Origin of the sequence: Bifidobacterium longum subsp. infantis ATCC 15697 = JCM 1222 = DSM 20088 (assembly GCF_000269965.1) — a bacterium.
GTDB classification, from domain to species: domain Bacteria; phylum Actinomycetota; class Actinomycetes; order Actinomycetales; family Bifidobacteriaceae; genus Bifidobacterium; species Bifidobacterium infantis.
In genome coordinates this window covers 685,387-704,930 of the sequence record NC_017219.1, presented here as the reverse complement: position 1 = coordinate 704,930, position 19,544 = coordinate 685,387, and the positions used below count along the sequence as shown (strand labels likewise).

12 protein-coding genes, 1 tRNA gene and 1 pseudogene are annotated in these 19,544 nt (G+C 59.6%); 4 read left to right on the top strand and 10 right to left on the bottom strand.

Translation table 11 applies throughout. The features are described 5' to 3' along the window. Positions 1-108: 108 nt before the first annotated feature. From tnpB to nrdD, 5 genes are all read right to left on the bottom strand, one after another. The gene (tnpB, locus tag BLIJ_RS03140; RefSeq protein WP_012577016.1) at positions 109-1,413 is read right to left on the bottom strand and encodes an IS607 family element RNA-guided endonuclease TnpB; all 1,305 of its coding nucleotides are present in this window, start codon (positions 1,411-1,413) and stop codon (positions 109-111) included. Beyond that, positions 1,406-1,993, bottom strand: a complete 588-nt coding sequence (locus BLIJ_RS03135; protein ID WP_012577015.1) for an IS607 family transposase — start codon at positions 1,991-1,993, stop codon at positions 1,406-1,408. Before BLIJ_RS03135 ends, tnpB begins: the two co-directional genes overlap by 8 nt. A 212-nt stretch (positions 1,994-2,205) precedes the next feature. After that, positions 2,206-7,320 carry an acyl-CoA dehydratase activase-related protein gene (locus tag BLIJ_RS03130; protein WP_012577014.1) on the bottom strand — a complete coding sequence of 1,705 codons (5,115 nt, stop codon included), beginning with the start codon at positions 7,318-7,320 and terminating at the stop codon, positions 2,206-2,208. A 228-nt stretch (positions 7,321-7,548) separates the two neighbouring features. Next, positions 7,549-8,277, bottom strand: coding sequence for an anaerobic ribonucleoside-triphosphate reductase activating protein (nrdG, locus tag BLIJ_RS03125; RefSeq protein WP_012577013.1), 729 nt, complete (start codon positions 8,275-8,277; stop codon positions 7,549-7,551). Positions 8,278-8,431: 154 nt separating this feature from the next. Beyond that, a complete protein-coding gene (gene nrdD / locus BLIJ_RS03120) occupies positions 8,432-10,840 on the bottom strand; it encodes an anaerobic ribonucleoside-triphosphate reductase (RefSeq protein ID WP_012577012.1) in 2,409 nt (802 codons plus the stop codon). A gap of 466 nt (positions 10,841-11,306) precedes the next feature. Between nrdD and xseA the strand changes: the two genes are divergently transcribed. Next, positions 11,307-12,677 carry an exodeoxyribonuclease VII large subunit gene (gene xseA, locus BLIJ_RS03115; protein WP_041981736.1) on the top strand — a complete coding sequence of 457 codons (1,371 nt, stop codon included), beginning with the start codon at positions 11,307-11,309 and terminating at the stop codon, positions 12,675-12,677. Positions 12,678-12,728: 51 nt separating this feature from the next. Then, positions 12,729-13,031, top strand: a complete 303-nt coding sequence (locus tag BLIJ_RS03110; RefSeq protein WP_012577010.1) for an exodeoxyribonuclease VII small subunit — start codon at positions 12,729-12,731, stop codon at positions 13,029-13,031. A gap of 19 nt (positions 13,032-13,050) precedes the next feature. On the opposite strand, the gene BLIJ_RS03105 is transcribed toward BLIJ_RS03110, so the two are convergent. Next, complete coding sequence (locus BLIJ_RS03105) at positions 13,051-14,223, bottom strand: hypothetical protein (protein ID WP_012577009.1); 1,173 nt, start codon at positions 14,221-14,223, stop codon at positions 13,051-13,053. Between the two features lie 251 nt (positions 14,224-14,474). Here BLIJ_RS03105 and BLIJ_RS03100 point away from each other — a divergent pair, with 251 nt between their 5' ends. Continuing rightward, positions 14,475-14,999 (top strand): NAD(P)H-dependent oxidoreductase, encoded by a 525-nt coding sequence (locus BLIJ_RS03100; protein ID WP_012577008.1) that lies wholly within the window; start codon positions 14,475-14,477, stop codon positions 14,997-14,999. A gap of 140 nt (positions 15,000-15,139) precedes the next feature. Here the strand turns inward: BLIJ_RS03100 and BLIJ_RS03095 are convergent, their stop codons facing one another. The 3 genes from BLIJ_RS03095 to BLIJ_RS03085 form a co-directional block, all read right to left on the bottom strand. After that, a complete protein-coding gene (locus BLIJ_RS03095; protein WP_012577007.1) occupies positions 15,140-16,996 on the bottom strand; it encodes an AMP-dependent synthetase/ligase in 1,857 nt (618 codons plus the stop codon). 204 nt (positions 16,997-17,200) lie between these two features. Then, entirely contained in the window at positions 17,201-17,629 is a 429-nt protein-coding gene (locus tag BLIJ_RS03090; RefSeq protein ID WP_012577006.1) for a nucleoside 2-deoxyribosyltransferase, read from the bottom strand. Between the two features lie 168 nt (positions 17,630-17,797). After that, a tRNA-Arg gene (locus BLIJ_RS03085) sits at positions 17,798-17,870 on the bottom strand. 253 nt (positions 17,871-18,123) lie between these two features. Between BLIJ_RS03085 and BLIJ_RS03080 the strand changes: the two genes are divergently transcribed. Further along, positions 18,124-19,236: an endonuclease/exonuclease/phosphatase family protein gene (locus BLIJ_RS03080; protein ID WP_012577005.1), complete on the top strand. Its 1,113-nt coding sequence runs from the start codon at positions 18,124-18,126 to the stop codon at positions 19,234-19,236. Here the strand turns inward: BLIJ_RS03080 and BLIJ_RS13400 are convergent. Beyond that, positions 19,229-19,473: pseudogene (locus BLIJ_RS13400) on the bottom strand (Ppx/GppA family phosphatase); the annotation flags it as partial. The gene BLIJ_RS03080 and the pseudogene BLIJ_RS13400 sit on opposite strands and share 8 nt — an antisense overlap. Between the last annotated feature and the right edge of the window lie 71 nt (positions 19,474-19,544).

The window sequence follows — 19,544 nt, the reverse complement described above, 5'->3', positions numbered from 1 at the left end:
CGCGTGCCCGAAAGCCCGCAATACGCTATACGAAAAACCGATAGCAGGCTCCGGCCCGGTTTCTCGCTCTAGAGACTCCGTTGTAGATGACTTTGTTTTAGCTTGTCGCTAGAGCGAAGTCATCTGCATGGCCTCATTGCCGAGGCCAGCTCCAAGCCTCACACGGCTTACGCCGCCGCTTGGTTCGCGTTTCACAGGATGCCGCGTTGCCCGACGCGATGCGTCAGCCCGTCTTCCGCTTCCTCCACGCGCGTTTAACGTCTCCGGGGCACTCCCGGCGACTTGGATGTTGATGGCCGCGTTCAGATCGCGGTCGATGACAAGCCCGCACTCCTCGCAATGGTAGACACGTTCGGACAGGGACAGTTTGGCTTTCACCGTCCCGCAGTTCGAGCATGTCTTGCTGCTTGGATACCAGCGGTCGATGACGTGGAGCCTCGCGCCGGTGCGTGCGGTCTTGTATTCGAGCTGTCGGCGGAACTCCGCGAACGCGGCGTCCTCTACCGAGCGGGCGAGCCTATGGTTTCTCACCATGCCCGCCACGTTCAAGTCCTCGATGCTGATGTCCGCGTAGGTGCGGGCGAGCATGGTGGTGGTCTTGTCCAGTAGGTCGCGGCGTAGGTCCGCCACGCGGGCGTGCAGACGCGCGACCCTCGTTCTCGCCTCGCGGCGGCGGTTGGAGCCTTTCCGTTTGCGGCTCAGATTCTTCTGTTCCCGCCTCAATCGTCTGAGGTTCGAGTCCAACGCGCGTGGATTGCGGATGATGGTGCCGTCTGACAGTGTGGCGAGCTGTTTCACACCCAAATCGATGCCGACACTACCACCTTTCAGCGGCGTGGGCATCGGACCATCCTTGCGCTCGACGGTCAAACTCGCCATCCAGCGTCCCGCATGCCGGGATACGCTCATGCGCAGCACCTTCGCGCCATCCACCCGCTTGGATACGTTCTCCATGCAATGCACGCGGCCTATCTTCGGGAGCCGCAGCGCATAAGGGTCACAGTCAATGAGACCAAACGAGCCCGTCGTGTACGCGAATCCGGGAACCGCCTTGTCCTTGGATTTGAAACGTGGGAAGCCCATCCTGCGGCCTTTCCGCTGCCCCTTGCGGGACTTGGAGAAGTTCTTCAGCGCGTCGGCCAATGATTCGAGGCCGCTGTTGTACGACTCCTTGCTGTTCTCCGGCCACCACGGCTTGCCGGTCTCCATGCTGACGGCGAGGGCGTCCTTGTTGGCGTTCCACCACCTGCGCAGCGCGTAGTACGACCATTCCGGCTTCTCCTGCCGTTCAAGCATGTCCTTGACGTGCGCCAGTCCCGCGTTGTACGCGAACCGCGCCGCACCGGCATGGGACTCCAAGAGTCGTTCCTGCCGTGGCGTCGGGTCGAGCGCCACCTTGACCGCCTCAAGCATCACGCGCCGCCCTCAACGCCGCATCCGTCTTATGCTTGGCGGCACGACGCCCGTACAGTCGTGCGCAGAACGAGGTCAGCACCTCGGTCATGTCGCGCACCAAGTCGTCGTCCAGCTCCGTGTCGTCCACCACGATGATTCGGCGTCCCTGCGCCTTCAACGCGCTCTCCACCAGTCCCGCGTTCATGCGGGCGAGCCTGTCCCTGCGCTCCACGATCAGCGTGCCCACGGTCGGGTCGGCCAATAGCCGGTTGAGCTTGCGCCGTTTGTCGTTCATGCCCGAACCGGTCTCCATGACCACCTCGGGGCTCTTGACGCCCATGTTGATGGCGAACGCCTTCAACCGGTCGGCCTGACGTTGCAAATCGTCCTTTTGGTCGGACGAGCTGACACGCGCGTAACACACCGTCCTGCCGTTCGCTGTGGGGGCGGCGGGCTGGTTCTCGTATTTCGGGTCGTGGATGATAATCGTGCCCGTGTTCATGCGCTCGAACGGGACGGGCATACGGTTCTCGCGACACCACTGCCACACCGTCTGCTCGTTGAAGCCCTCACGCCTCGCCCATTCCCTGACACGCATGACTTAATTATATCACACGAAAACAAACTAAAGCAGATAATCAATCTAGCAGGCTATAACCCCTCAGTCGCTGCGCGACAGCTCCCCTCACAGAGGCCGAGCCGTAAAGCGGACAGCCCTGCGGGCTGTCCGTAGGCGAGGGTGAGCCGATAGGCGAACCAGCATGTCGCGAGCGAAGCTCGTCCTTAATTGCGGACGAGCCAGAGCATAAATCAGTCCGCGGAGGTGAAGCCCTGCGGCTCGCCGGCCTCGGCGAACTTGGCGTTGTGAGCCTTCTTGGCAGCGGCGATCATCAGCTTGATACGGTTGAGCTGATTGGCCTCGGAGGCACCCGGATCGTAATCGATGGAGACGATGTTGGCTTCCGGATGCAGGCGGCGAATCTTGCCGAACATGCCACGGCCGGTCACATGGTTGGGCAGGCAGGCGAACGGCTGCGCGCAAATCACATTCGGGCAACCTTGTTCGATAAGCTCCAGAATCTCGGCCGTCAGCAGCCAGCCCTCACCGGCCTGCACGCCGATGGAAGTGACCTCGGCAGCCTTCTTGACCAGTTCGGGCATCGGCTCGTCCTGCTTGAACTTGCCGTGCGAGGTGACCAGTGCGGCCTTGATAGGCGCGTTGTACAGGTCAAGACCCTTGCGCATCAAGGCGTAGAGCGTCTTGTTGCCACCCATGCCGAGGTTCTTCTCGTTCCAGTCGGTGATGTAGGGGCGGGTGGTCATGAATTCCATGATGCCGGGCACTACGGCCTCGCAATCCTGGGATTCGATGACGTCGACCACGTGGTTGTTCGCGTCCGGCTGGTACTTGACGAGGATCTCGCCGACCACGCCGACTCGCACCTTGCGCGGAATATCACGCAGCGGCAGATTGTCGAAGGACTTCACGATCTCCTTGGCCAGCACGTTATACGGCAGATAGCCCTTCTTGATGCTCGGCGTCTTGGCTGCGGTCTTGGAATAGCCGTGATGCTCGATGGTCTCACGCACGATGGCGTCCCACAGCTCGTACAGCTTGTTGGCCGAACCTTTCTCCACCTCATACGGGCGTACGCGGTAGAGGCACTTCATGAGCAAGTCGCCCAGAACCAGCGCCTTGATGGCACGGTGCAGCAGGGGCAGGGTGGCCTTGAAGCCGGGGTTGTCTTCGAGGCCCTGGGTAGAAATGGCGATGACCGGAATCTGCGGGTAGCCGGCATCGACCAAGGCCTTGCGGATCAGGCCGAAATAGTTGGTCGCACGGCACATGCCGCCGGTCTGGGTGATGGCGAGCGCTACATGTTCGGGATCGTATTTGCCTTCCAGAATCGCGTCGATGAGCTGGCCGACGACCATGATGGCCGGGTAGCAGGCGTCATTGTTCACGTATTTGAGGCCGGTTTCCACATCGCCACGGCTCGCATGCTTCAGGATGTCGAACTTGTACCCACCGGAACGAATCACCGCTTCGACCAAGGACATATGAATCGGGCTCATCTGAGGGCCAACAATCGTATAGTTTTTCTTCATGTCCTTGACGAACTTCTCACGATGCGCGTATCGGGACATGGTGGCGTTGTTGTGGCCGGACTTCTTGGCATTCTTGGCGTTCGTCACGCCGGTGGTGCCGTCCGAAGTGCCGTTCTTGTTGGCGGCTGCGGCCTGCAGGTCGCGTTCGGCGGCACGCTTGGAGGCCTCGCGCATGGCCTTGGTGAGCTTCGGATTGGCGGCCATGGTGCTGTCGAGCAGAATCTGGCGGCCGGGGGTGGGAGCGGTGGGGCCGGTCTTGCGGAAGCCGGTGGGCTTGGGACCTTGCACGGCCTTCGCAGTGCTGGCCTGAGATGCCTTGACGGCATCGTGTACGGCCTGCGCTTCGGCGTCGACCTTCTTCTGAGCGGCTTCGACGGCGGCCTGAGCCTCGGCAAGCGCGGCCTTGGCAGCTTCCAAATCGGACTCGGCCTTGACCTTGGCTTCCTCGGCGGCGCGTTCGGCGGCGGCCTGCTGGTCTTCCATGGCCTTGGCCGCGGCGGCTTCGCGGGCCTTGTTGGCTTCGCGTTCCTCGACGGCGGCCTTGAGCGAGCGCAGTCGAATCTTGGCGGCACCCAGGTTGGAGACCTCGTCAATCTTCAGCAGCGTGTACACGTCCGCCTTGTCTGCCAGGATTTCGGCCACCTGATCGGTGGTGATGGCGTCAAGGCCACAGCCGAAGGAATTGAGCTGCACAAGTTCGAGGCCCGGGTAGGAGGCCACGAAGTGTGCGGCCGCGTACAGACGGGAGTGGTAGGCCCACTGGTTGGTGACGCGCAACGGCATCTTGGTGACCGTGCGGTCGCCTACATGGCGGAATCTGGCGGCGTTCTTGGAACGCGGGTCGGCTTCGCCTTCCGAGCGGAATTCGGTGAGGTTGAGCTTCTCCCCCGGATGCAGTTCGCAGATGGAATCCTCGGAGAGTACCACCATGCCCAGCGAGCAGATGGTTTCGGGGATGCCGTGGTTGATTTCGGGGTCGATGTGGTAGGGACGGCCGGCGAGCACGATGCCTCGGCAGTTGTGCTCTTTCATATAGGCGAGCGCGGTCAAACCTTCCTGCTGCACGTCATGCTTGAAGACCTTGTCTTCGGCATAGGCGGCCTTGACCGCGGTTTCGGCCTCTTCGCGGGTCACGTTGGCCCACGCAAACTCTTCGACGATGCGGTCAACCATGAGCTCATGGTTGGCGAGGTTGAAGTACGGGTGCATGTAGCGCACGCCGTCTTCACGCAGCTCAGGCACGTTGGCGCCGACGACGAGCGGATAGTTGGCCACAACCGGGCAGTTGTAATGATTGTCCGTGTTGGGCACGAGGTTCTCCTCGTAGCTCACGCACGGGTAGAAGATGGTCTTGATGCCCTTGTTGATCAGCCACTTGATATGGCCGTGCACCAGCTTGGCCGGGTAGCAGATGTTTTCGGAGGCGATGGATTCGATGCCGGTCTCGAACAGCTCGTGGGAGCTGCGGCCGGAGATCATCACCTTGAAGCCCAGCGTGGTGAGCAGCGTGAACCAGAACGGGTAGTTCTCGTACATATTGAGGGCGCGCGGAATGCCGATCTCGCCACGAGTGGCCTTCTTGTCGGTCAAACGGCGGTAGGCGAAGCAACGCTTGTACTTGTAGTCGTACAGGTTCGGACGGTCGGAACGCTTCTTCTTGGCGTCGCCGCCGCGTTCGCAGCGGTTGCCGGTCACGAAGCGCGAGCCGTCGGAGAATGTGGTGATGGTGAGCTTGCAGTGGTTCTGGCACAGCTTGCACACGTCACGCTCGGCGGTCATGCTCATGTTGTCGAGCGCTTCGCCGGTCAGAATGGAGCTGGCGGTGTGAGTCACACCGTCCACGACAACGACATGGGCTTCGGGCTTGGCCGGCTCGGTCTTCTTGAAGGCCGCGGCCTTGGGCTCGGACTTGGGTGCGGGCTCGGCCTCGGACTGTTCCTCGGACCCATCGGCCTTAACCACCACGTCCAAGTGGTCGGCCTCATCCTGATAGTGCATGCGGGCGGTCAGGGCGGCGCCGAACGCGCCCATGAGGCCGGCGATGTTCGGGCGGGTGACCTGACGTTCGGTGAGCAGCTCGAAGGCGCGCAGCACGGCGTCGTTGAGGAACGTACCGCCCTGGACCACCACAGTGTCGCCGAGTTCGCCGGAATCACGCAACTTGATGACCTTGTACAGGGCGTTGCGCACCACGGAGTAGCATAGGCCGGCAGCGATGTCCTCGATGGAGGCGCCTTCCTTCTGCGCCTGCTTGACCGAGGAGTTCATGAACACGGTGCAGCGCGAACCGAGGTCCACCGGATGGGTGGAAGCCAGAGCCTTTTGCGTGAATTCCTGAATCGTCAGGCCCATGGACATGGCGAAGGTCTGCAGGAACGAGCCGCAGCCGGACGAGCAGGCTTCGTTGACGGCGATCGAGTCGATGACGCCGTCAGTGATGGCCAGATATTTCATATCCTGGCCGCCGATGTCGATGACGGCGGTGACGCCGGGGCTGACCATTTCGGCACCACGATAGTGGGCCATGGTCTCCACCACGCCCTCGTCCAGGTGCAGGCCGGTGGTGATGAGGCCTTCGCCGTAACCGGTGGCGCAGGAGCGTGCGATCCATGCGCCTTCGGGCAGCTCGGATTGGATCTTCTTGACGATGTTGATGGCGGCGGTCAGCGGGCTGCCTTCGTTGTTGGCGTAGCTGGACCAGACGATTTCACGGTCGTCATTGACGAGCGTGGCCTTGATGGTGGTGGAACCGGCGTCGATGCCCAGGAAGTGCGGGCCATGCGCGCCTTCGAGGGTGCCGATGTGGATGTGTTCCTTGTGGTGGCGCTTGTTGAAGTCCTCGCGGTCGGCCTCGGTGGGGAACAGCGGCGGCATGGTGGGTGTGTTGGAGGGCAGGTTCTTCAGCTCGTCCAGACGCATGAGGATCTCATCGCAGGTGTGGGCCTCGAAATGGTGGCCCTGATCGTCGGAATCCATGTCGGCCTGCAATGCCGAACCGTAGGCCACATACAGGTGGGCGTCGGTCGGCACGATGAACTTGTCGACCTTGCCTTCAAGGGCACGCTGGAAGGCGGCGCGCAGTTCGGACATGAAGAACAGCGGGCCACCGAGGAAGATGACGGTACCGTGGATCGGGCGGCCAGCAGCCAGGCCGGCAATGGTCTGCGTGGCCACTGCGGTGAAGATGGAGGCGGCGAGATCAGGCTTGGCCGCACCGTCGTTGATCAGCGGCTGCAGATCGGTTTTGGCGAACACGCCGCAACGCGAGGCGATCGGATACAGGTTCTCGTAGCTCTTGGCCATCTCGTTGAGGCCTGCGGCGTCGGTGTCAAGCAGCGTGGACATCTGGTCGATGAACGCGCCGGTGCCGCCTGCGCACGAACCATTCATACGCTGTTCGGGCGTGGGCTTCAGGTAGGTGATCTTGGCGTCCTCGCCGCCGAGCTCGATGATGACGTCGGCCTGAGGGTATTCCTTGTCGATCGCCTCGGTTTCGGCGATGACCTCCTGGATGAAGGGCACATGCAGGTTATCGGCGAGCGCCAAGCCGCCGGAACCGGTGATGGACAGGCGAATCGGCTCGTCGCCTCGACCTAGTTCCACGAGCTCTTTATGAATGTCCACGAGCAGACCGGCAACGGTGGCACGCACATTGGCATGGTGACGTCGGTAATCGGAAAATAGGGTGTCTTTCAGGGAATCGGACTGATCAAGCACCACGGCCTTGACGGTGGTGGAGCCGATATCCAATCCCACACGCAGCGGCTTCAGTTGTGAGGCGGGCGTTGCGCTCGCGTCAGTGACGATGTCAACCATGTGTTCCTCTTAATTCCGACTTCCGGGAGTGCACGCCACGAGGCATCAGAAACCGTTTCGGGACGGCTGGCAGATACCCTGCGGACGGCTTCGACCGGCTACTTCTTCTGGAATATTAGTCCGATTACCTGCCCAACATGGCACGAGGCGAAGTGATTTCGCTCACGGGAAGGCCTTTCCCCCAACAGTTCCAACGATATTGCTGAGTGCGGCATTCCAGAACTGCTACTACGAGGCCTGTTGGCCTTCGCCGGCTTCGCGGTCTTTCAAATAGATTTCGGGGATATCTCGTTCTTGATCGTGGAGCTTGGCCCAGATGACCGGTTCGCCGGCTTCCAGAGACTTGGGCACATCGAGGATGCGCTGGTTTCTGGAGCCGCGGAATTGCAGCAGCGAGTCCTTCTGGTCTCTGAGGTAGCGGCCGTCGACGAGAATGTCGATGAGATGTAGCAATTCAAGCTTGTCTGGGGTTTCTCCGGGGCGCATGAGTTCTTCCCATGTGTAGCCGGTCCACGACCAGATATCTTTGGTATGACCGAATTCCTGGCGGATACGTTGTGCGAGCGGCACCAGCACGGGAGTGTTGAGGAATGGCTCGCCGCCAAGGAACGTAATGCCTTGCACCCATGGGGCTTTCAGATCTTCGATGATTTTGTCTTCAAGTTTTTGCGTGTATTCGTGGCCGGCTTGGAAATCCCAGATGGAGGCGTTGAAGCAGTCGACGCAGTGGAAGGGGCACCCGGAGACGTAAAGGGAGTTGCGCACGCCTTCTCCGTCGGTGACAATGAAGGTTTTGTAGTCGGCGATCATCCGCTTGGACATGCGCCGGCCATCCCATTGACCGGCTTTCGGATCGTTGGCAAGACCGTTGGAGGGTACGGAGGGGCCACGCCCGGTCTCGCTGGCCGCAAAGTCATGGCGCTTGGGTTCGGGCTTGGTCGTATGCAACTCCGGCATGATTCCCTCCTTGCGGAAAGCATTAGCTCCCCTCTTTGAGGGGGAGCTGTCGTCGTAGGCGACTGAGGGGAGCTTCGGAATAGCTCCTCGGACTCCCCTCAGTCAGCTTTGCTGACAGCTCCCCTCAGAGAGGGGAGCCCACTCACGAATAACCCTACTTGGCCTCTTCGAACCACTCGCGAGTGGTGCCGTCGTCCAGCGTCACACGACCGGTTTCGCCGCTCATGTGCTTGACTCGGTGGGCGATCTCCTCGTGACGGCCATGCACCATCGGGCGCTGGACCGGGCTGCCGAGGTAGCCGCAGGTGCGCTTGGTGACGTTGCACTTGTCCGGGTTGGAGTTACCGCACTCCGGGCACTTGAAGCCTTCCTCGGTCGGCTCAAAGTCGCCCTGGAAGCCGCACACGAAGCAGTGGTCGATCGGGGTGTTGGTGCCCAGGTAGCCGATGCCGATGTTGTAGGCGTAATCCCACACGGCTTCGAGCGCCTTCGGGTTGTCCTGCAGGCACGGGTACTCGCAGTAGTTGATGAAGCCGCCGGAGGCGTAGTACGGGAAGTCCTTCTCGTAGCTGAGCTTCTCCATCGGGGTGGGCTGCAACCACACCGGGTAGTGGAAGGAGTTGGTGTAGAAGTCGTGGTCAGTCACGCCTTCGATACGGCCGAACTTTTCACGGTCCATGCGGTTGAAGCGGTCGGTCAGGGATTCAGCCGGAGTGGAGTACACGGAATAGTGGTAGCCCTCCGCTTTGCTCCACTGCTTGCACAGCTCGTTCATGCGCTTGACGATGGACAGCGCGAACTCCTTGCCTTCCGGATCCCAGCCGTGGTCGCGAATCCAGTTCTTGCCGTAGAAGACCGCGGTGGTCTCGGCAAGGCCGATGTAGCCGAGCGACACGGTGGCACGCTCGTTCTTGAACAGCTGGTCCACGTTGTCGTTGGCACCGAGACGACCGAACGCACCGAAGCGGAACAGGGTCGGGGCGTTGACCGGGGTGGCTTCCTTGCAGCGCATGATGCGGAACTGGAGGGCCTGATGGGCGACTTCCATACGCTCCTCGAACAGCTTCCAGAAGCGAGCCTTGTCACCGTGGGATTCGATGGCGATACGCGGCACATTGACGGTGACCACGCCGAGGTTCATACGGCCATCCTCCTCGTCCTTGCCGGTCTCCGGGTTGATCCAACCCTGCAGGAAGGAGCGGCAACCCATCGGAGCCTTGAAGGAGCCTGTGATCTTGACGATGTTCTCGTAGAACACCACATCCGGGTACATGCGCTTGGTGGCGGACTCGAGGGCGAGCTGCTTCAAATCGTAGTTCGGGTCACCCGGGTCGGCGTTCACGCCGTGCTGCACAGTAAAGACGAGCTTCGGGAAGATGGCGGTGTGGTGTTCCTTGCCGAGGCCGCGAATACGGTTCAGCAGGATTGCGCGCTGCACTTCACGAGAGAACCAGTCGGTGCCGAGACCAAAGCCGACAGTCACGAACGGGGTCTGGCCGTTGGACACACGGTTGGAGTTGATCTGGTATTCCATGGTCTGCATGGCATCATAGATGGCCTTGCGGGTACGAATCTTGGCGAGGATTTCACGCTCCTGCTCAAGTTCGTCAACATCGGTGTGGAACGGGGTGTCCATCGGCAGCGGTTCGCGGGAACCGAAATGCAGCTTGGCGGGCTCGTTCCTCTTGGCGCTCTCGACCTGACGACGGGCGAATTCAACCGGCATGCCGTCGGGGATGGTCTCACGAGCTTCCTCGAGGAACTTCTCGTAATCCTTCTTGGCATACTGGGCAAGATGCTCGTCAGCACGGTTGGCGGTCTGGCCACCATACTGGCTGGAGGCCACGTCCTTCATGATCTGGGTAATCTGGGTGGCCGCAATGGCGATGGACTTCGGGGAAGCCATCGGAGCGTTGCCAAGAGTGAAGCCATTGGCCAACATGTCCCAGAAGTTCGGCAAGGAGCAGTTGGACTGGGCAGTGAACGGCGAGTAGTCGGCATCGTGGAAGTGAATGTCGCCCTTCATGTGGGCGTTGGACACCGCCGGCGGCAGCATGTTGAACGCGGCGGCCTTGGACACGGCACCGGCCAGCAGATCACGCTGGGTGGAGTAGACGTTGGAATCCTTGTTCGCGTTCTCGTGAATCAGGGTCGGGTCGTGGTTGATGAAGCGGGAAACGGCCTCGTTGACATCAGTGGCCTTGGCACGCTGAATGTCCTTGTCGAGACGGTAGTTGGTGTAGGCGCGAGCCACATCGTACAGGTGGGCGTCAATGAGGGCGTGCTCCACGAGGTTCTGGATGTCCTCGATCTTGGCGGGGCCGGCGTAACGCCCCTTGATTTCGCCTTCGACTTGGTTGGCGAAACCACGGATCATGGCATCTTCTTCGGGGCCGACTTCCTTGTTCAGGTCACCGAAAGCAGACTTGACCGCAGAGATGATGTTGATGGGGTCGAAGTCGACCACACGACCATCACGCTTCTCAACGAGCACGGTGGAGGCCTTGGCGGCCACCTTGGTCTCGTTATCGGTGACGATTTCCTCCAACACCTGTGCACCCATCGGGCACCCCTTTCCTATAAGGCGAACACTCTCCTGAGTTCCGCATTTTGGCCGCACTCGACGTGGGCCACACGAAATTACATTGATGTCGTTTTCTTGAACCTCTAGAAGAATACGGCATCCCCACCACTATATCTAGTGCTCAACAGTGGTGTGTCGAACTATTTATAGGGTTTTCGGCTATTTTCCGCCAAAACCACAAGTGTGTGATTAGCGTAACTGTTTTCTGCTCGCGTGTCGCACAGCGAGCTCACTGACGACTCTCAATCGTCAGCGCAACGCATATCTCACTCCTCTTCATAGCACCCGTTTCTTCGCCATAATGACTCCTTTCTTCTGATGCACCAGACCATCTCCATCATCGGCTGATACATCGCTTCGTACGGTTCTCGCATTCATCATCACACCGTTTTCAGGCGACGGTAAATATTTACCGTCATCAACCAACGCACTTATAGTGGAGTGCATGACTACTGCAATGGGCTACCCATCTACCGGCCGTCCACCGACCGCCGCTTCACTGGCCTCGGCTGGCTTTGAGCCGGGTCAAGGCACTTTCGCGCCTGATCAGGGCACCATCAATCTGCCGAATGAGCCTCGCCCTATCGATCAGCTGCCTGCACGCGCCGCTGAAACCAGCGCGCAAAATCCGTGGCCGGTAAGTGTGCTGAGCCAGAAGTTCTACGGTGCCGTGGAACGATGGCCGTCCGCGTGGGTCACCGGCCAGATCACGCAGATCAATACCCGTCGCGCCGGCTCGGCCTACATCACGCTGCGCGACGACTTCGAGGATATCGCCATGGAAGTCAATGGCTTCGGCAGGTTCGCGGCCGCGGCCAGCCAGTTCGTTCAGGGCGACCGCGTGGTGATTCATGGCAAACCGAACCTGTGGATGAAGCGCACTTCGCTGTCGTTGCGCGGGGACACGATTCTCAAGGTCGGAGCCGGTGGCAGCCTCAAGGCCATGATCGACGAATTGCGCAAGCAGCTTAAGGGCGAGGGCCTGTTCGATGCCGATCACAAACTGCCTCTCCCGGAGTTTCCGAAGACTATTGGCCTGATTTGCGCACCTCAGGCACGTGCGGAAGGCGATGTGATCACCAATGTGAACCTTCGTTGGCCTTCCGTAACCTTCAAGGTGGTCCATGTGCATGTTCAGGGCGAGCAATGCCCGGCCGAAGTGGTTCAGGCCATTGCACAACTCGATGCCGACCCGAGCGTGGATGTGATCATCGTGGCCCGTGGCGGCGGCTCGTTTGAGGATCTCATCGGTTTCTCGGATGAGCGTGTGGTTCGTGCGGCGTATGCCTGCACCACACCATTAATCTCCTCCATCGGGCATGAGGATGACTGGACGTTGCTGGATCTGGTCGCCGATCTTAGAGCCTCCACCCCCACCGATGCGGCCAAGCGCGTGGTACCGGATGTGCGTGAGCAGTCGCAGCTCATCGAAGGTGCCATCGACCGTATGCGACTGCGGGTCCGTTCGCGCGTGGAGAACGAGATTCGACTTATCGAGGGATATGCGAACCGGCCAAGCCTGACCCAACCGCATACCATGCTCGAACCGCATCAGCGGCTAATCGACGATTCCCTGCAGCGGCTTGACATCGGCCTGCGACGCATCGTGGACGATGCCCAGCTCACCGTCGAGCGAGCTCACGCCTCACTGACCGCACTCAGCCCGCAATCCACATTGAACCGAGGCTATGCGGTGGTGCAGTCCTCCGATGGCCACGTACTAGACGATGCTTCGCAGGTAAGCCCTGGGGATGACATCACCGTCACCTTGAAGAAGGGTGTCATTACCGCAACCACCACATCCGCAACCGCGTGACACTCCATACGCAGCCACGCATATATACCATATATATATAAGGAGAACATCATGACCGAAAACGCCGCATCCACCGACAAGAACAACCCCGCCTCGTCCCTGGCGGACAAGGAACGCGAGCTCATCGCCCAGATGCCATATGAAGAGGCGCGCGACAAGCTGATTCAGGCTGTCCAGGCACTGGAAACCGGCGGCCTCAATCTTGACCAGTCGATGCGTCAATGGGAAATCGGCGAGGCCTTGGCCAAGCGCGCCCAGGGTCTGCTCAACGACGTCCGCGCCAAGCTCGACCAGGCACAAGCCGAGCAAGCCGCCAACGAAGCCACCGCAGGCACGCAGTCCAACCTCGACTGAGTTGCCTCCCGGCGCGGCATCATCGTGCAAGCTTGCGGATGATGCCGATGCGCTCCTGCATGGCGGAGCAGATGGCGTCAATCACATCAGCGGACAGCCGGCGGTTGGTGGCGAGCTGTGCCCGTATCAGTTCAGGCACCTCGTCGAGCATCCCCAAATCATAACGGTCCCAATCGTCGATAAGTCCCAACTGCCAGTAGGCGTTGTCCGCATCGCCGTAGTCGTCGAGCCAGAACGGCTTCGCCGGGTAGTCTTCGTTGGTGATGGCTTCGGGGTCCATGCCGTTCCACAGGCTGGCGCCGCTGTCAAAAATCGGGGACGGGCGAATCTCGAATGATTCGACGTCACGGATGAGACCGAAGTTGTTGTAATGCCGGTCGGTGTTGCGCAGAAGAAAATCAAGGAACAGAAAATCGTTGGTCGCCGCATTTGCCATATCACGACTTACGCCGAGTTGCTGACATGCGTCCAGCCATATCATCTTGCGTTCGGTGTTGTCGCCGCGTCGGAAGATGCGCATAACCTGCCCTGCGGGAATCAGCTCTTGCGTGTCTTCGAGCATTTCATCGCAGACGGAGACCCGGATGCCCTTGGCGCGGCCGATGCGGTATTCGACATGGTCGATGCCGAACAGTCGTGCCGTCTGCCAGGCGATGCGCTCGTTGTCCGGCTCCTGACCGGTGCGCCCTCCCTTGATCAGGCTGCGGACGCCATCGGGACCGATAATCCAACGTTTCGGCAGGTCACCGGCACTGGTGACATCCGGGGTGTTCACGTTGCCGATGCGCGACGAATTACCGAAGAATAAGGCCTGCCCAAGTCGTTCGTCAAAATCGTTGTGGAAAAAGTTCAGTTTTTCCCACGTCAGATCGGGCCGGTCGAGAGGCCGCACCCAATACTGGTCCGACAGGCTGAGTCCCAAGGAACGGTCCAGCAGATCGTTCGTCGAAGCGATACCCGAACCGGCAAATACGGAACGCATACCGTCACGGGTCATGGGAATGCCGCGAGAACGCCACCACCCGGTAATCGACTCACCGGTGGGCTCAGGTTTGCCGTCCACATACATGCCGATCGGGATTCGGGACTCGTCGTAGATCTCCCCTGCCCTCAGGGCGTATCCGCCGCGTTCGAAATACTCGAACTCCATTACCGGATGGGTACGGCACATCAGCATGCGGTTCATGGTCATGTGCGCCTCCCGTTATTCAGTCCACCGACGATATCCGCGTCATATCCCATCCTATCCGCTTTAGGACTCGTATATGCGGCCCACTGAAGCTTCAGCGCCAGATCATCAGTCAGCATCCTTTCCCGCATCAATTACTCATCCGCGGCATCCCGCGGCTCGCACCTGAGTCCAGACTGGACTGAGTTCTGCTTCCCGGCATACGATAGTGGTGATTAGGCCACATTGGCAGCAGTTTATAGAAGGGAAATCCCATGTCAACGTTGATTCTTGTATTCCATCCGCACCTGAAGGACGGCTCGCGAGTGAACGCCCGCCTGCTTGCCGAACTCGCCGCACAAGGCGAGGACGACATCATCGTGCGCGACGAATACGCCGAATACCCGAACTTCTCCGTCAACGCCGACACGGAGCACGAGCTGCTGGAGGCCGCCGACCGCGTAATCCTTCAGTTCCCGTTCTACTGGTACTCCTCCCCCGCGCTACTCAAGGAATGGGAAGACGAGGTCATCGCCGCAGGCTGGGCCTACGGTGGAGGCCACGCACTCAAGGGCAAGGAGCTCAAGCTGGTGGTCACCACTGGTTCCGACGCCTCCAAGTACCGCAAGGATGGCGAGTACAACCACACCATGGAGGAGCTGCTAAGCCCATTCGCAGTCGTGGCCTACAAGGTAGGCATGAACTATGCCGAACCATTCCTGGTGCAGGGCACCGCCACCATCAGCGATGCGGAGCTGGATCAGGCCGCCGCTGATTATGTTTCGGCGATTTTGGACTGAATAAGCTGAGGCCGGGTGCAAGTCGCACCCGGCCCTGTTGTTTTTTCGCGGGCAAGCCGCGGGGTCTCTCCCTCAGTCAGCTTCGCTGACAGCTCCCTCGTCAGAGAGAGCTTATTTCTTGGATCAGAGGGAGTTGATGGTTACTTCTTCAGCGGGACGTAGATCACGTTGTCAATGAGCTCTTGGTAGTGCTTGACGATTTGCGCGCGGCGGGTCTTCAGGCTCGGGGTCAGCATGCCGTTGGCCTCGGTGAATTCGTCGGGCAGAATCTCGAACTTACGAATCGACTCGGCGCGGGAAACGCCCTCGTTGGCGGCGTTCACCGCACGCTCCACCTCAGCGTGAACGATGGCGTTCTTGGCCAGCGAGGCCAGATCGGGTTCCGGCTTGGCACCCTGGGATTCCAGCCAATTGTTGGCATCTGCCAGATCCAGCGTGACCAGAGCGGCCACGAACGGCTTCTTATCACCAATAACCAAGCACTGGTTGACCACAGGCGAGGTCATCACGGAAGCCTCAAGCAGACCCGGCGACACATTCTTGCCACCAGCGGTGATGATGAGGTCTTTCTTACGGCCGGTGATGGAGATGAAGCCATCTTCGGAGATATCGCCCAGATCGCCGGTGTGCAGCCAGCCATCAGTGATCTGCTGGGTAGTGACCTCAGGGTTGTTGTGGTAGCCCTTGCACACCAGCGGTCCTTTGACCACCAGCTCGCCGTCCTCGGCGATGCCCGCAGTGATACCGCACATCGGCATGCCGATGGTGCCGATGCGGTTGTCTTCCGGCAAGCTCACACACACCGGGCCGCAGGTTTCGGTCATGCCATAGCCCTCAAGCACCGGCATGCCGATGCCGTTGAAGAAGTGGGAAAGCTCGGAGTCCATCGGAGCGCCGCCGGTAATGGCGAAGTCGGCGTTCGGACCGAAAATTGTGCGAATCTTCTTGTACACCACCTGCTCGTAGAAGGCGTGGGCGATACGTCCGGCAATCGGCAACTGCTCACCCTTCTGCTCGGCCTTGGACCATTCGCGCGCGTTTTCGGCGGCGCGCATGAACATCTTGCCAGCGAATCCGGTGCCGGCGCGCTGGGAGGCGGCGTTGTAGACCTTCTCGTACACACGCGGCACGGCAAGCAGCAGCGTGGGGCCGAAGGTTTCGAAGTCCTTGACCATCGTCTTCATATTGGAGCTCAAGGCCAGCGAAATCGTGCCGCCGAAGCTGAAGAATTCCATGAATCGGGCGAACACGTGGCTCAACGGCAGGAACAGCAGCAGGCGGCGGTTAGGCCATGCGCCGGCGCGCGGCATGTACTGCAGCGCGGAAAACACCAGGAAGGCGAAGTTGCGGTGGGTCAGTTCCACGCCCTTCGGGGTGCCTGTAGAGCCGGATGTGTAGACGATGGTGGCGCGGTCGTCGCCGTGGGAGGCTTCCTTGTATTCCCAGAATTCGGCATCGGTGACGCTTTCGCCATAGGTCTTGATGGCGTTCAGGCCGCCGGCCTCGATTACGAACGCGTTGCGCAGGGTGGGTACCTCGCTGCGCACGGATTCGATCTTGTCGCGCTGTCCGTCATCTTCGGCGATGGCGAGCGTGACTTTGGAATCGTTGAAGATCCAGCTGACCTGGCTGGCGGAGTTGGTCTCGTACACCGGCACGGTGACCGCGCCGATGGACATGATCGCCACGTCCAGCGCCGTCCATTCCCAACGTGTGCGTGAGACGATAGCGACTGAATCGCCCTTATTGACGCCAAGTCCGATCAGGCCCTTGGCCAGATCGATGACCATGTCACGGAATACTTGGGCACTGTACGGGCGCCAAGTGCCATCATCGCCCTTGTATTCGATCATGGCACCTTCGGGATCGCGCTTGGCGCGGTTATCGAGCAGATCGAACAGGTTGACGTCGCTGTCAATCGGTTCCTTGACGGGATTGGTGAACTGCTTGACGATACGAGTATCGTTTATGGCCTTATCAGCGATGTTTTCAGTCATACCCCCATGTAACTCCACGGATGCTACAAAACACGCGCGAAACAACGGATTGTCCAGACCAAATGGCCCCGGCAATCCGACTAGTTTTCCCACGACTCCATTATGCCGCTTGTTGGAATATCCCTATACCACTGCGGCGTTCTCGTACATGACAATGTACGAGAACGCCGCCAACCCTGCTTGCAGAGAACCTGTTAGAGCTGTTTAGAACTGAATGTAATCGACTTCCGTATGTTCGCCGGTTTCCAAGTATTTCGCCACATCATCAGGACCGGCGAAAACCAGTTCGACCGATTGCGCAATCATCAGATTGACACGATCCATTGGCGTAAGGTTCTCGAAATAGCCGTACACCGGGATTCCCAGCGCATGCGCATATCCGATTTCGAACATCGTGCCTGGGTCCTCGTCCATAAGATTGGCGACCACGGCCTTAGCAGCATTAATGCCACGGATATCGTCCGCAAAGCATCCTTCAGGCCCTGCTTCTTCGATCTGGCTGGCAAACCGCGGCTTGAACAGTACCTTGCCATGGTCTTCCAGTATCTTTTCCAAACGTTCCATACTTGCCGTCTGTTCAGGATCGAAGAACGGACCGGCCACATAGAAGTCATACTGCTTATCTTCACTCATGGTTTCTAGTCATAGCGCAGACACGTCGAACACCAGCCGTTATTTTCACTTTATGGACAAGGGGTCGTATTGTGAATATTACTACGAGATAACCGTCAATGACTACGTACGTTGCGCCTCATCACCGATAGATAGAGATTGAGGTACCGCCACACTTCCAAAGACAAGTGCCCGAGATCGGATTCGAACCGACGACACCCGCTTTAGGAGAGCGGTGCTCTATCCACTGAGCTACTCGGGCAACGACGTTTCATTGTACACGGCCGCACGCCCAGTCGCATCATGTTCGCGTGGCAGCCTGCGTAAGCCGCATGGCAGTCTATGCAAGCCACCTGACAGAACCCGGCACCAAGGCATGGCCGGTTTTCGTGCCGGTTTGGTGCGAACTGCTCTTGCGCATGGCGAAAAGACACCGAAAGACAAGCCGCACACGGTACAGTGGCAAATCGCACGAAAAGCAAGGTAACGACAGGCGAGCCAAAAGAAAGGGCAGTATGGCAAAGGCACGGAGCACGACCACAGGCGCAAGCGTACGAGCCCGCGCCACTTCCAAGCCACGCTCTGCCAAAGCCACGGCGCGCCCAGTATCCAAGTCCGCAGTAAGGCCACGTAAACGGCACCATCTGCTTGGTTTTCTTGCCGCGATATTCGCCCTTCTTGCCCTTGCCGGTACTGCCGCCCGCGCGCTACCTGCCGATTTGCAGGAACTGCCGTTTGTGCCGATTGTGGTATCGGCAACGCCCTGGTTCATGTTGCTTGGTTTGATCGCCCTACTGTTGGCCATCGTGTCGCGACGTATCCTTGCCGCATTGATCGCCGCTGCCGCAATCGCGTGCAATGGCTATTGGCAGTATCCGTTCTTCTACTCAGCCGATCCGCTTTCCCAAGCCGCGCAGAACGCCGTGGCCGTAGCCTCCCCCAACACCAGCGACGCCTATGCGCGCGTCATGACCTTCAATGTGTACAAGGGGCAGGCCGATCCGCAAGCCATCGTCGAGCTGGTCCGCGATCAGCGCGTCGAAGTGCTTGCTTTGCAGGAGACCACCGAGGATTTCGTCAAAAAACTCAACGAGGCTGGTATTGAGCACTATCTGCCGTATGCGCAGGTCTCATCGTCTGACGGCGTATTCGGTAACGGCCTCTGGTCGGCCACGCCACTTGCCGATCCGGCCGACGATGACGTGAATTCCAGCGCCTCATTCATGCCCGGCGGCACGGTGGATATGGGTGGCCAGCAGATTCGATTCATATCCGTGCACACCACTGCACCTGTACCGGGCTATTGGCGGCAGTGGAAGCGATCGCTGGATGAGTTGGGTCTGATGCGCAGGCATACGGATACACGGTATATTTTCATGGGCGATTTCAACGCCACTTACGATCACACACCATTCCGTGATTTTCTTGGCGACCGGTTCGTGGATGCCGCACGTGAATCCGGACATGGGTTTACGTTCTCATGGCCCACGAACCGTGCGACTGTGCCAATGTTCGCCGGTATTGACCACGTGGTGCTTGATCAGGGCATGAAGGCCGGGCAATGCAAGGTGGTCAAAGTCGAGGGCTCCGATCATGCGGCGTTGTTGGTGACTGTGGCGGTTGGGTGATTTCGTATTCCTCGGCCAACCGCATGCACTGGGACACGGCTTCCAGAATCGCCTCGATGCCGGACTTCTTGATTGAGCCGTCGTCCTTTAAATACTTCATCAGGCGCACTGTGGATTTGGTGCTGGCCTCGGGTTCAGGGCGAGCGCCGGGGCGGCGTCGACGATAAGCATGTGGATAGTGTTCGAACCGATATCAAGCACACCAAGTCGCGTGGTGTGCGAACGCAGATTGACCATGATCCCTATTCCTGACCTTACCTAACCCGTGATGGCCGAACAACGGGACGACCATCGCAATCAGTCAGCCC

Coding starts and splice junctions, on each gene's coding strand:
- tnpB (WP_012577016.1), bottom strand. CDS start 1,413: ATGCTTGAGGCGGTCAAGGTGGCGCTCGACCCGACGCCACGGCAGGAA.
- BLIJ_RS03135 (WP_012577015.1), bottom strand. CDS start 1,993: ATGCGTGTCAGGGAATGGGCGAGGCGTGAGGGCTTCAACGAGCAGACG.
- BLIJ_RS03130 (WP_012577014.1), bottom strand. CDS start 7,320: ATGGTTGACATCGTCACTGACGCGAGCGCAACGCCCGCCTCACAACTG.
- nrdG (WP_012577013.1), bottom strand. CDS start 8,277: ATGCCGGAGTTGCATACGACCAAGCCCGAACCCAAGCGCCATGACTTT.
- nrdD (WP_012577012.1), bottom strand. CDS start 10,840: ATGGGTGCACAGGTGTTGGAGGAAATCGTCACCGATAACGAGACCAAG.
- xseA (WP_041981736.1), top strand. CDS start 11,307: ATGACTACTGCAATGGGCTACCCATCTACCGGCCGTCCACCGACCGCC.
- BLIJ_RS03110 (WP_012577010.1), top strand. CDS start 12,729: ATGACCGAAAACGCCGCATCCACCGACAAGAACAACCCCGCCTCGTCC.
- BLIJ_RS03105 (WP_012577009.1), bottom strand. CDS start 14,223: ATGACCATGAACCGCATGCTGATGTGCCGTACCCATCCGGTAATGGAG.
- BLIJ_RS03100 (WP_012577008.1), top strand. CDS start 14,475: ATGTCAACGTTGATTCTTGTATTCCATCCGCACCTGAAGGACGGCTCG.
- BLIJ_RS03095 (WP_012577007.1), bottom strand. CDS start 16,996: ATGACTGAAAACATCGCTGATAAGGCCATAAACGATACTCGTATCGTC.
- BLIJ_RS03090 (WP_012577006.1), bottom strand. CDS start 17,629: ATGAGTGAAGATAAGCAGTATGACTTCTATGTGGCCGGTCCGTTCTTC.
- BLIJ_RS03080 (WP_012577005.1), top strand. CDS start 18,124: ATGGCAAAGGCACGGAGCACGACCACAGGCGCAAGCGTACGAGCCCGC.